This window comes from Mesorhizobium sp. C089B (assembly GCF_030323125.1).
GTDB lineage: Bacteria > Pseudomonadota > Alphaproteobacteria > Rhizobiales > Rhizobiaceae > Mesorhizobium.
Genome location: NZ_CP100469.1, coordinates 3,900,353 through 3,912,617, shown reverse-complemented (window position 1 = coordinate 3,912,617; position 12,265 = coordinate 3,900,353). Strand labels below are relative to the sequence as shown.

General features: G+C 63.4%; 12 protein-coding genes. 8 read left to right on the top strand and 4 right to left on the bottom strand.

Going from position 1 to position 12,265, the window contains the following annotated elements; all coding sequences use genetic code 11:
• Positions 1-2 precede the first annotated feature (2 nt).
• The 3 genes from NLY44_RS19330 to NLY44_RS19320 all read left to right on the top strand — a co-directional run bounded on the left by NLY44_RS19330 (position 3) and on the right by NLY44_RS19320 (position 2,235).
• Positions 3-635, top strand: a complete 633-nt coding sequence (locus NLY44_RS19330) for an alpha/beta hydrolase (protein ID WP_023806542.1) — start codon at positions 3-5, stop codon at positions 633-635.
• Positions 628-927, top strand: coding sequence for a GNAT family N-acetyltransferase (locus NLY44_RS19325; RefSeq protein WP_023683956.1), 300 nt, complete (start codon positions 628-630; stop codon positions 925-927). The genes NLY44_RS19330 and NLY44_RS19325 overlap by 8 nt, the downstream gene beginning before the upstream one ends.
• Positions 928-1,176: 249 nt before the next feature.
• Positions 1,177-2,235, top strand: a complete 1,059-nt coding sequence (locus NLY44_RS19320) for a dipeptidase (protein ID WP_023737411.1) — start codon at positions 1,177-1,179, stop codon at positions 2,233-2,235.
• Positions 2,236-2,238: 3 nt separating this feature from the next.
• On the opposite strand, the gene NLY44_RS19315 is transcribed toward NLY44_RS19320, so the two are convergent.
• Genes NLY44_RS19315 through NLY44_RS19300 form a run of 4 tightly spaced genes read right to left on the bottom strand, consistent with a single transcriptional unit; the run spans position 2,239 to position 6,936 of the window.
• On the bottom strand, positions 2,239-2,484 hold the full coding sequence (locus NLY44_RS19315; RefSeq protein ID WP_023670081.1) for a hypothetical protein: 246 nt from the start codon (positions 2,482-2,484) through the stop codon (positions 2,239-2,241).
• 2 nt (positions 2,485-2,486) lie between these two features.
• Complete coding sequence (locus tag NLY44_RS19310; protein WP_023806543.1) at positions 2,487-3,713, bottom strand: aminomethyl transferase family protein; 1,227 nt, start codon at positions 3,711-3,713, stop codon at positions 2,487-2,489.
• A 51-nt stretch (positions 3,714-3,764) separates the two neighbouring features.
• Positions 3,765-5,330, bottom strand: a complete 1,566-nt coding sequence (locus NLY44_RS19305; RefSeq protein WP_023806544.1) for a phytoene desaturase family protein — start codon at positions 5,328-5,330, stop codon at positions 3,765-3,767.
• Positions 5,317-6,936, bottom strand: a complete 1,620-nt coding sequence (locus NLY44_RS19300) for a phytoene desaturase family protein (RefSeq protein WP_023806545.1) — start codon at positions 6,934-6,936, stop codon at positions 5,317-5,319. Before NLY44_RS19300 ends, NLY44_RS19305 begins: the two co-directional genes overlap by 14 nt.
• A gap of 202 nt (positions 6,937-7,138) precedes the next feature.
• On the opposite strand from NLY44_RS19300, the gene NLY44_RS19295 reads away from it, so the two are divergent.
• From NLY44_RS19295 to NLY44_RS19275, 5 genes are all read left to right on the top strand, one after another.
• Positions 7,139-7,939: a class I SAM-dependent methyltransferase gene (locus NLY44_RS19295; RefSeq protein WP_023806546.1), complete on the top strand. Its 801-nt coding sequence runs from the start codon at positions 7,139-7,141 to the stop codon at positions 7,937-7,939.
• Between the two features lie 27 nt (positions 7,940-7,966).
• Entirely contained in the window at positions 7,967-8,629 is a 663-nt protein-coding gene (betI, locus tag NLY44_RS19290) for a transcriptional regulator BetI (protein WP_023806547.1), read from the top strand.
• A 53-nt stretch (positions 8,630-8,682) separates the two neighbouring features.
• Positions 8,683-9,765, top strand: coding sequence for an ABC transporter substrate-binding protein (locus tag NLY44_RS19285; protein WP_023748364.1), 1,083 nt, complete (start codon positions 8,683-8,685; stop codon positions 9,763-9,765).
• 116 nt (positions 9,766-9,881) lie between these two features.
• Positions 9,882-10,958 carry an extracellular solute-binding protein gene (locus NLY44_RS19280; protein WP_023806548.1) on the top strand — a complete coding sequence of 359 codons (1,077 nt, stop codon included), beginning with the start codon at positions 9,882-9,884 and terminating at the stop codon, positions 10,956-10,958.
• Positions 10,955-12,250, top strand: coding sequence for a flavin monoamine oxidase family protein (locus tag NLY44_RS19275; protein ID WP_023806549.1), 1,296 nt, complete (start codon positions 10,955-10,957; stop codon positions 12,248-12,250). Before NLY44_RS19280 ends, NLY44_RS19275 begins: the two co-directional genes overlap by 4 nt.
• The last annotated feature ends 15 nt before the right edge of the window (positions 12,251-12,265 follow it).

Here is a 12,265-nt window from a genome sequence, read left to right as displayed (position 1 = left end):
CGATGAGCAAGGAAGCTTACATCCATAAGGCGCTGCCGGGTTCGCCCGGCGGCCCGCTGCTCTTCGTCTTTCACGGCACCGGCGCGGACGAGAGCCAGCTGCTGTCGCTCGGGCGCGACCTCGCGCCACAGGCGACGATCGTATCGCCGCGCGGCGATGTTTCCGAGCATGGTGCGGCGCGTTTCTTCCGCCGCACCGGCGAGGGCGTCTACGACATGGACGACCTCGCGCGGGCGACCGGCAAGATGGCCGGTTTCATCAAGGCGCAGGTGGCAGCGGCAAGGCCATCTTCGGTCTTGGGTCTCGGCTATTCCAACGGCGCCAACATCCTGGCGTCCGTAGTGTTCGCCGCGCCCGAGCTGTTCGATGCGGCGGTGCTGATGCACCCGCTGATCCCGTTCGAACCGCAGGTGCAGGGCAGCCTTGCCGGACGCCGCATCCTGGTCACCGCCGGCAAGCGCGACCCGATTTGCCCGCCCAACCTGACATCCCGGCTGGAGGGCTATTTGCGCGCCGATGGCGCCGATGTCACAGTGGAGTGGCACGATGGCGGCCACGAAATTCGACCAAACGAGATCGAAGCGGCGAGGCGGCTTTTTGCCGATGCGCCGGTTGAAGGAGCAAGCGATGCCTGACGAATTGCCTGAGATCGAACTCGAGGACCGCGGCTCGAAGGGACGTTATGTCCTGCGCGGGCCCGGTGGCGCCGAGGCGGAAATGACCTTCACCAAGGTCGGCGAGCACCAGATCATCATCGATCACACCGAAGTGCCGGACGTGTTTCGCGGCCAGGGCGCCGGCCTTCGGCTTGTCACACGCGCCGTCGAGGACGCGCGGGCAGTGGGCAAGAAGATCATCCCGCTCTGCCCCTTCGCCAACGCCCAGTTCCGCCGCCATCCGGAATGGGCGGATGTGCTGAAGCAATAGACCTTTTTCCCTTCTCCCCTTGTGGGGTGAGCAGCCGGTTCGCCGCAGGCGAATTCATCGTGCCGGTGGCATGATGAAAGGCCGGCGAACGCCGGGACGCTGCGAAGCAGCGGGGACCGGCAGGTGGTTGGAGTCGCTCAGCCACAAGAGCGAACGCCTCTCTGGCATTTGCGCAGTTCGGCCTTCTTGCCTAAGTACACAGTTCGCTGCGGTTCGTCCGCTCCTGCCAACTGACCGAATGGCTTCCTGATGACCGAATCCGATCTCGTCCCCGTCTTCGACGGCCACAACGACACGCTGCTGCGACTGTACCAGTCGAAAGACACCGACGTCGAAAAGCTGTTCATCGAGGGGACGCAGGGCGGTCATATAGATCTGCCGCGCGCCAAGAAGGGCGGCTTTGCCGGCGGCATGTTCGCGATCTTTCCACCGCCGGTCGAGAAGAGCAAACGCTCTGCGGTGCCGCCGGCGCCGAGCGACAATGAGCCGTTGCCGCCGGAACTGCCGCGCGCTGATGCGCTCAATTCCACCATCGGCATGGCCTCGATCCTGTTTCGGCTGGAGCGAGCGGGGGCGCTGACCGTCTGCCGCAGTGCCGGTGACATTCGCGAGGCGATGGCGAAAGGTTCGATCGCGGCGGTGTTTCATATTGAAGGCGTCGAGGCGATCGATCCCGAACTTACCTTGCTCGACGTGCTCTACGAAGCCGGCCTGCGCTCGCTCGGCATTGTCTGGAGCCGCCCCAACGCCTTCGGCCACGGCGTCCCGTTCCGCTTTCCGTCGTCGCCCGATACCGGACCGGGGCTGACCGATGCCGGCAAGGCGCTGATCAAGGCCTGCAATCAGCTCAAGATCATGGTCGACCTGTCGCATCTCAACGAAAAGGGCTTTCGCGATGTCGCCGCACTCAGCGATGCGCCGCTGGTCGCCACCCATTCGAACGTGCATGCGCTGTGCACCCATTCGCGCAACCTGACGGACTGGCAGCTCGGCGCTATCCGCGAGACCGGCGGCATGGTCGGGCTCAACTTCGCCACCGGCTTCCTGCGCGAAGACGGACGGATGAACTCGGACACCAGCCTCGACATCATGGTGCGCCATGTCGACTCGCTGCTGCAGGCGCTGGGCGAGGACGGCGTCGGTCTCGGCTCCGATTTCGACGGGGCGATGATTCCGGCGGTCATCGGCGACGTTGCCGGTCTGCCGAAGCTGATAGATGCGCTGGCCGCGCGCGGCTTCGGACGCGCATTGATCGAGAAGATCGCCTATCGCAACTGGCTGAACGTTCTCGAAAGAACCATAGGCTGAGGCTTAAGCGCCCATGCGCTTCAGCCAATCCTGGCCGCCGCGATCCCTGATCATCGGCAGCGGGTTCTCCCAGTCCAGCCGCGCGCAGATGCGGTAGACTTCGAGCGTCTCGGCGCTCATTTCGCCGCGCTTGTAGAAGTACATGGCGGCGGCATAGCGGGCGCGACCCGACCATTTTTCGCCGAGCGGCGTGTTGACCAGCTGCCACTGTTCGGCGGCTTCCGCCTCATCATCCGGTTCGTTGGCCATGATCAGAAATCCGCCGGCGGATTGGCGGTGCGGCGGTCGAGCTTGATGAAGGGACGGGCCACCACCTTGGCCCGCTTCATCAGCTTCTGGTACTGCAACTCGCGCATTGCGTAGATCTCGACCCAGAGGTCTTCGACCATCCTATCACCATAGGGACGCGTCAGCGAGGCGATGGCGATATTGCGCTTGGCCATCGGCGACCACATGGCGGCGCTGACCAGCCCGACCTCCTGATGCTTCTTGTGATAGACGATGGCGTGTTCGGCCGGGATGTTGCCTTCGATCTCCAGCCCGACCAGCACGTAAAGCAGCTTGCGTTTGGCACGGGCTTCGAGGATGGCGCGGCGGCCATTGAAATGGCCTTTTCCCAGGGCGACCATAAAGCCGAGACCGATCTCGTCCGGCATGCGCAGACGGTCGGCGCGAATGGCATGGTCTGCGGTGGTGAAGTCGGCATTGGCGACGATCAGGCCGGCTTCCAGCCGGGCGCGGTTGAGGGCGGCGTAGCCGATGGCGCGGATGCCGCGCAGTTCGCCTGCCATCATCAGGCGGTCCCAGAGGCTGAGCGCTTTTTCGGCCGGCACGAACAGTTCGTAGCCGAGATCGCCGGTGAAGCCGGTGCGCGAGATGATGATAGTGCCGCCATCGTGCGGGAATTCGGCGAGATCGAACACTTTGAGTTTTTCAACGCCGGCGAAACCCGCCTCGTGCAGCACGGCGAAGGAGGTTGGGCCTTGCAGAGCGAGACCAGCGACGCTTCCAGTCTCTTCCTCGACTGTCACCTCGAAGCCGGTCGCGCTGTCCAGCAGCCAGGGCAGGTGCCGCTCCTGCGAACACAGGCGGAAGCGGGTCGGCGACAGCCGGAACAGCGTGCCGTCATCGAGGACAAAACCTTCGTCGTCGCACCATGCGGTGTAGTGGACGCGGCCCGGTTTCAGCTTGGTGACATCGCGCAGCGTGACGCGATCGAGGAAGGCTTCGGCATCCGGCCCCTCGATGCGGTATTTGGTCATCGGCGAGATGTCGAACAAAGCCGCCTGGCTGCGGATGGCGAAATATTCGAGTTCCTCGTCCCACAACGAACGCGGCGCGCGATAGCCGGCCCAATTGTACCAGTCCTGAGTTTTGGCCAGCGCATCGATGCGCGGCTGGAACGGCGTGCCGAGACGCAGTGTGCGGAAATGCGACTGCGCTGTGGTGCGGGCGGCGTTGTTGATCGGACTCGTCATGACGGCATTCCTTCGCCGTAAAGTGCGGCGTTGACTGGCTGAAACATCAGATCATCCCTTCATCGCGATGATGCGCCGCGCCGCATTCAAACCGGGAGCACCCGAAACGCCGCCGCCCGGATGCGAACCGGCGCCGGCCAGGAACAGCCCCTCGATCGGCGTGTCGTAGCCCGACCAGCCGGAGACGGGCCGCGACATCAACATCTGGTCGGCCTGCAATTCGCCGTGGTGCCAATGGCCGCCCGGCATGCGGCAATTGGCTTCGATATCGGCTGGCGTCAAAAGCTCGGCATGCAGCACGGACTTGCCGATACCGGGGGCGTACGCTTCGAGCTGCGCCATAACAGCCTTGAGGAATTTCGGCTTGCCGGCATCCCAACCCTCTTTCAGCGCATAAGGCGCGTATTGCGCGATCGCCGACAGCACGTAGGCGCCGCTTGGCGCGAGCGACGGGTCGGAGAGCGACGGCAGTGTGATCTCCATCACCGGTTCGGCTGAGAACTCGCCATATTTTGACGGGTTGAAGGCGCGCTCGACATGGTCGGCCGAGGGCGCGATGACCAGACGGCCCTTGTGGCTGGCGGCGTCGACGCCGGCGAAGTGCGGCGGCCGGTCGAGCGCCAGATGGAGCTTGGCCGCATCGCCCTTCATGCGAATGTTCTTCACCTTGCGCACGAAGCCGGTGCCGATCTCGCGTGACCCGACCAGGCCGAGCATGGTGGTCGCCGGGTTGATGGCGGAGATGATGGTTCTGGCTTGCAGCACCTCGCCGCTGTCGAGGGTCACGCCGACGGCGCGGCCTTTCTCGACGACTATCCTGGCCACGGGCGCTGCCGTGCGGATGGTGACGCCGGCTTGCTCCGCCGCCGCGCGGATCGCGGCGACGACCGCACCCATGCCACCTTTCGGCAGCATCTGTGCCCCTGCCGCACCGCCGGTCTCGCCGGCCAGCCGATAGTAGAGGCCGAGCAGGGAGGTCGGCGAACGCGGGCCGAGATGGCTACCAAGCGTGGCGTCGAAGGCAAGCAGGCCCTTCAGCCTGATATCGGCAAGCTGCTCGTCGAGCAGGTCGGCGACGTTCATCAGGAGAACGCGCAGGAAGTCGCGCATGTCTTCCTTGCCGAGCTTTTTCAGCGCCACGACCGTCTGGCCGAGCGCTGCGGTTTCAAGCAGCGACATGCCACCGAGATCGGGCGGGCGCCGCGACAGGAACGGTTTCAGGATGCCGGCATAGCGCATGAGTTGGGCGCGCAATTCCTTCCAGGCGGACTGCTCGGACGGAGTGGAGCCGGTCAGCACTTCGCCATAGGCGCCATGCAGGACAAGCGGCGGGCCGTCCTTCGCCAAGGCGACCGACGGCATGAAGTCTGTACGGGTGACCTGCACCCCGTGTTTCTCCAGCTCCAATGTCTTCACCACGTCGGGGTGCAGGCGGTTCAGCACATGCGCGATCGAGGAGACCCGAAAACCCGGCGCAAACTCTTCGGTGCGCGCCGCGCCGCCGACATCGCCAGCGGCTTCCAGCACCAGCACCTTGCGGCCGGCCTTGGCCAGCGTGGCGGCAGCGACAAGGCCGTTGTGGCCACCGCCAATGATAATGGCATCAAATGACGTCATGGGCCGGGCTCATATGGGAGGTCGATTTGGCGAGGTCGCGCAGGATCTCGGCTGCCGCATTGCGGCCGGGTGCGCCCATGACGCCGCCGCCGGGATGTGTCGAGGAGCCGCACATATAGAGCCCGCCGACCGGCGAGCGGTATTGTGCGTAGCCCGGCACCGGCCGGTTGAACAGCAGCTGGTCGAAGGTCAGCTCGCCCTGGAAAATATTGCCTTCGGTCAGCCCAACCTCGGCCTCGATCTCGCGTGGCGTGCGCACCTCCATATGGACGATGCGGTCGCGGAAGCCTGGCGAGTATTCCGCGATCTGCGCAACCACGCTTTCAGCGAAGCCGTCGCGGTCGGTATCGGTCCAGTCGCGGCCGTTCACCTTGGACGGCGCGTACTGCACGAAGCAGCTCATGAAATGCTTGCCCGGCGGCGCCATGGTCGGGTCGAGCGTCGTTGGGATGACCATGTCGAGGAATGGGTCGGCCGACCAGCGACCGGCCTTCCAGTCGTCATAGGCGCGCTCCATGCGCTCCATGGAATCGGTGAAATGCATGTCGCCGCGATAAACGGGCGAATCCTTCGGCAGTGCCGGGAAATCTGGCAGCGAATCCAGCGCGATGTTGACCTTGCCGGAGGAGCCGCGGATCTTGAAATTCCTGACCCGACGCAGGAAAATGTCGGGCAGTTCCTTCTCCTCGACCAGTTTCAGGAATGTGCGTTTGACGTCGGCGTTGGAGACGACGAGCTTGCCGTAGACCTCCTCGCCGCCGGCCAGCACCACGCCCTTGGCCTTGCCTCGGCTTACCAGCACATGGTCGACCTCGGCGCCGGTACGGATGGTGCCGCCGGACCCCTTGAAGGAAGCGGCGAGCGCCTTGGTGACGGCGCCCATGCCGCCGCGCGCATAGCCCCAGCCGCCGACCGAGCCGTCGACCTCACCCATATAATGGTGCAGCAGCACGTAGGCTGTGCCGGGCGACATCGGCCCGAGCGCTGTACCGATAATGCCGGACAAAGCGAAGTTCGCCTTGATGACATCGGTCTCGAAATATTCGTCGAGGAATTCCGAGATCGACATGGTCCAGAAGCGCAGCGTCAGCGCCATTTCTTCTGATGACAGGCCGACGAATTTCTTGCCGAGATAGAGAAGCTCTCCGAGGTCGCGCGGCTTGAGACTGGCCGGGTCCGGTGCGGTGCGCATCAGCAGCGGCTGGATGAAACGGCACTGCCGCGTCACGTCGCGCGAATAGCGGTCATAGGCCTCCGCGTCGCGCCTGGAGAAGCGGGCAAACTCGCGCCGGTGCGCATCGTGATCGCGGTAGTTGGCGAGGTAGTCGCCATCGCGCGTGAACACGGCGCCGCCCTCATAGGAAATCACCTGCAAGCCGAAGCGCGGCAGTTCGAGGTCGCGCATGATTTCAGGGCGAAACAGCGAGCAGACATAGGAGCAGTTGGAGTAGAGGAAGCCCGGCGTCAGCTCGCGGCTGGTAGCGGCGCCGCCGACCCAGTCGTTCTTTTCCACCACCAGCACGTCGAGCCCGGCGCGTTGCAAATAGCAGGCGTTGACCAGGCCGTTGTGCCCGCCGCCGATGACGATCGCATCCCAAGCTTTCATTCGCGCCCAGCCTTCATGGTGCTCGACCCTTCATTTTTCGCGTGATTTGTCGCCGAATGCGCGGAATTTGGCACGGCAGCGGCTATTCTGTCCAGCCGTTCTGAATGAATGTTCAGCAAATGATATTGCGTTTTCCTGTTAATACGCTACGCTTTGCCGGCATTCGAACCTGCGCAATTCGGCTGATGGGACTTAAGGTCTGATGATCGAAACGGCAGATGGCGAGCCGGAATATGACGACGCCGCGATCCGCTTCCTCGAGGCGCTGTGGGGCGAGGGTTATCTGTCGCCGGGCGGACCAGACGAGGTCGACCGGGTGGTGGAAGGGCTGTCGCTCAACGGCAAGACGATCCTCGACATCGGCTGCGGCTCCGGCGGGATCGCGCTGCATCTGGTCGAGCGCCACGGTGCCGCTCATGCCACCGGCTTTGACATCGAGCGGCCGGTGATCGAGGCGGCCAGAAAGCATGCCGCTGCACGAGGGCTTTCAGACCGCGCCAGCTTCGTCCAGGCGCCGCCGGGGCCGCTGCCTTTTGCCGACGCTTCGTTCGATGTCGTCTTCTCCAAGGATGCGCTGGTGCACGTGCCCGACAAGGACGCGCTGTTTGCCGAAATCTTTCGCGTGCTGAAGCCGGGCGGCGTCCTTGCCGCCTCCGACTGGCTGATCGGCCATGACGGCGAGCCGTCATCTGAGATGAAGGCCTATGTCGCGGCCGAAGGCCTGTCCTTCGCCATGGCCTCGCCGGCACGCTATGCGCAAGCGATGCGCAGCGCCGGCTTTGCCGATGTCACTGTGAAGGACCGCAATTCTTGGTATCGCGAGGTCGCACGCGGCGAGCTGGAAAGGCTGAAAGGCCCGCTCTACGAGACGGCGGCAGTCGCGGTCGGAGCGGCCTATGTCGACAAGAACATCAAGACCTGGGAGGCCATGCAGAAGGTGCTTGACAGTGGCGAGCACCGTCCCACTCATCTTCGCGGGTGGAAGCCGGCTGTGGTGGGATAGCCGGCAATGTGGAGCATGACGGCACCGATGAAAGCTGCGCGCGAAGAGCGATCCTCCGACACGTCTGGAAAAACCGAACCGGAAAAACGCGGCCGCAAGGCGTCGAAGGAGGTCAGGCAACAGCAGCTGATCGAAGCGACCATCGATTCGCTGGCCAAGCGCGGTTATTCGGAAACGACGATGGCCGATGTCGCTGACGGCGCCGGCCTGTCGCGCGGCATCGTCAACTTTCATTTCGAGAGCAAAGAGAAGCTGCTGATCGCCACCCTGCAGTATATGTATGACGAGTATTCGGCACATTGGCGTGCTGCCCTGCGGAAAGCCGGTGATGACCCAGCCCGCCAATTGCAGATTCTGGTTTGGGCCGACTTCGACCGCTCGATCTGCAACAAGCGCAAGCTCGCCGCTTGGCTCGCTTTCTGGGGCGAGGCCAAGTCGCGGCCGGTCTATCAGGCGCTGAGCAGTTCCCGCGACGCATATTACCAGCAGGTCTTCATCGACCTCTGCGCGACGCTCAAGCAGAGCGGCGGCTATGCCTATGAGCCGCAGGTGATGGCGCTGGCGCTGTCAGCCATGTTGGAAGGCCTGTGGCTGCGGTTGATGATGGGAACCGAAGACACCACGCGCGAAACCGCGCTGCAAGCGGCCAACGCGTTCCTCGCAGCCGCCTTTCCCAAGCACTACGGATAACCAGAAGCCGGCCAGTCGAGTCGGCAATGCAATGACAAAGAGGATGGAACAGCATGAAAAGAATAACCCGACGCCTGACACTGACATTGGCGCTGACGGCGACGCTGGCTGGTTCGGCCGCGGCGATTGCGGTCGCCGCCGACAAGGACCTGATCGTGTTCGACTGGTCCGGCTATGAGGACCCGAGCTTCCACCCCAAATATGTCGAGAAGAACGGCGACTCGCCGACCTTCGCCTTCTTCGGCGACGAGGACGAAGCCTTCGAGAAAGTGCGCTCCGGTTTCAAGGCCGATCTTGGCCATCCCTGCTCGCAGAGCGTGACAAAGTGGCGTGAGGCGGGGCTGCTGCAGCCGCTCGACACCTCGAAGATCACCGGCTGGAAGGATCTCAATCCCGGCATCATGGCGATGAAGGATCTGGCCACCACTTCGGACGGCAAGGCCTGGTTCATGCCGTGGGACTGGGGCAACACCCAGCTCACCTACAACTCCGACAAGATCGACGCGAAGGATGTGCAGTCGCTGAAGGCCTTCGCCGATCCCAAGTTCAAGGGGCGGGTCTCAATCGGCGACAATGTCGACGACGCCTATGCGCTGGCCAGCCTTGCCATCGGGCTTAAGGACTGGACCAAGATGACGGACAACCAGTTCAAGCAGGCTTCCGACTTCCTGCGTCAGGTGCACAAAAATGTCCGCTCCTACTGGACCGATACCACCGACGTCGTGCAGTTGCTGAGCGGCGGCGAGGTCGATCTCGCCTGGGCATGGAACGATGCCACGGTACAATCCGTCGCTGCCGGTGTGCCGATCAAGTCCAAGAAGGATACGGACGAAGGCATCTCGACCTGGGTCTGCGGCTACGTGCTGTTCAAGGACGCACCCGGCAATGTCGACAAGGCCTATGACTACCTCAACGCGATCAACGATCCCGAGACCGCCAAGGTGCTGGTCAAGGACTGGGGTTATGGCCAGGCCAACGCCAAGGGCATGGCCGGCGTCGACCCGGCGATCCTGAAAGAAAAGGGCTATGACGACGTGCAGAAATTCGTCGACAAGACCCTGTTCCAATCGCCCGTGCCGTCGTCGCTCAAGCTCAAGATGATCGCCGAATTCGAGAAGATCAAGGCAGGCTACTAAAGCTCTGTCCGGCCTCCTCCGTCTGCCTGTCAGTGCGCCGGGCAGACGGTCTCGCCAAGGCCGCTGAAATTCCGTAACGTCGCCCGGCCGCTTTTCGCGATGAGGAGTTTCGCGCCATGAATTCCATGCTTCGCCGCCTCGCCCTTGCCGCTGCTCTTACAGTCGGCGCCGGCGCCGTGCTTGCTTATGCCGAAGGCGGCGGCGACCTCGTCGTGTTCGACTGGTCAGGCTATGAAGATCCGTTGCTGCACCCCGACTACACCGCCAAATACGGCGCCGAGCCGACCTTTGCTTTCTTCGGCGACGAGGAGGAAGCGTTCCAGAAGATGCGCGCCGGCTTCAAGGCCGACATCGCCCACCCCTGCTCGCAAAGCGTGACCAAGTGGCGCGCGGCCGGCATTCTGCAACCGCTCGACACCTCCCGGATCGCCGGCTGGAAGGATCTCAATCCCGGCATCATGGCGATGAAGGATCTCGCCGTCACCGCCGACGGCAAGGCCTGGTTCATGCCGTTCGACTGGGGCAACACTTCGCTGCTCTACCGCACCGACAAGGTCACGGCGGAGGAAGCGCAGTCGCTGAAGATTTTCGCCGATCCCAAATTCAAGGGCCGCGTCACCATCGGCGACAATGTCGATGACGCCTATGCGCTGGCCAGCCTGGTCATCGGCCTCAAGGACTGGACCAAGATGACCGACGCGCAGTTCCAGGAGGCGTCCGCCTTCCTGCGTGACGTCCACAAGAACATCCGCTTTTACTGGACCGACGACACCGACCTCAACCAGGCCTTTACCGGCAATGAGGTCGACCTCGTCTGGGGCTGGAATGAGACCTTCGTGACGCTCAAGGGCCAAGCCATGCCGATCGCCATGAACCGCGACACCAGGGAAGGCATATCCACCTGGGTGTGCGGCTATGTGCTGATGAAGGATGCGCCGGGCAAGCTCGATCAGGCCTATGATTTCCTCAGTGCGGTCAACGCGCATGCCGTTTCCGATTACTTGGTCAAGACCTTCGGCTACGGCCACGGCAACAGCGCCGGGATGGCCGCGATCGACCATCAGGTGCTGAGCGACCGTGGCTTCGACAATCTCGACAAGTTCTTGGACAAGACGCTGTTCCAGCAGCCGGTGCCGCCTGAGCTCAAGCAGCGCATGGTCACGGAATTCGAGAAGATCAAGGCCGGCTATTGAGCGACAGGACTGAAAGAACCGATGTCGTCATCGTCGGCGCCGGTTTCACCGGCCTGTCGGCTGCGCTTGAGCTGAGAAAGGCCGGCACCAATGTCGTGCTGCTCGAAGCACGCGACCGCGTCGGCGGCAGGGTCGAGGCTATTCGCAACGGGCTTGGCGAGCGCATCGACAGCGGCGGACAGTTTTTCTGCGAAGACATGCCGGAGGTCACGGCGCTTGCCGCGTCCCGTGGCAAGGCCTTCGTCGAAACCTATGTGAATGGCGATTTCATCACCCATCCATCGCTGTCGGTCGAAGAGGCCGAACGGACCTATCATGGCGCGATGGCAATCCGCGAGCGGATGAATGCGATCGAGCCGGACGATCCCTCGATCGCCGGCATGAGCGCTGCCGCCTGGCTCGAACGCCAGCATGATCCCACTGACGCCAAGACAGCTTTCCGCTCGATGATCGAAGGCCTGTGGTGCCTGGCGATGGACAAGGTGCCGCTGTGGTACCTCATCGACAATGACCGCCGCATCACCAACGAGGTGCCTGAGCTGCAATATTCGCTGCTCGAAACCATGCAGTCGCTGGCCGAGGACATGGCGGGAGATCTCGGCGACAGGGTTTGGCTGAACGAGCCGGTTACGCGCATCGAGCACGGGCCGCAAGGGGTTCGTGCCGTCTCGGCAAGCAGCGCCATCGAAGCGCGAAAAGTGCTGGTCGCGCTGCCGCCGGCGACGGCCGCGAAGCTGGATTTCGCGCCCGCTCTGCCGCCGGCTCTCGCAAAGGCGCTCGGCGTCTGGGAAAGCGGTGCGGTGATCAAGATCCTGGTGCGCTATCCCACGCCGTTCTGGCGCAAGCGCGACCTGTGCGGCATGGTGATGTGGCGCGACCTGCCGGGCCTGTTCGCCTGTGACGCCAGCAAGGATGCGCAACATGCTGCGCTGGTCGTCTTCGTCGGCGGACCGCTGGCCTTGCATTGGCGTCCGCTCGCGGACGCGGCGTTGCGTGCGGAGGTCACGGCAAGGCTCGTTGATGCCCTTGGCCCGGAGGCGGCCGACATTGTCGATTTCAGCCAGCGCGACTGGATCGATGACCGCTGGAGCGGCGGCGCCTACAGCGACCTAATTGTCGATGTGACGGCACGGGATGCCGAGCGCACGATCCGTGCCGGCGCTGCCCCGGTTCATTTAGCATCGTCGGAACTGTCGCCGTCATTCCCGGGCTATGTCGAAGGCGCCATCGTGATGGGGCGGATCGCAGCCAAACAGATCGCGACGGAACTTAAAATTCTTAGTGGAGCATGATCTTATTCCGAAAAT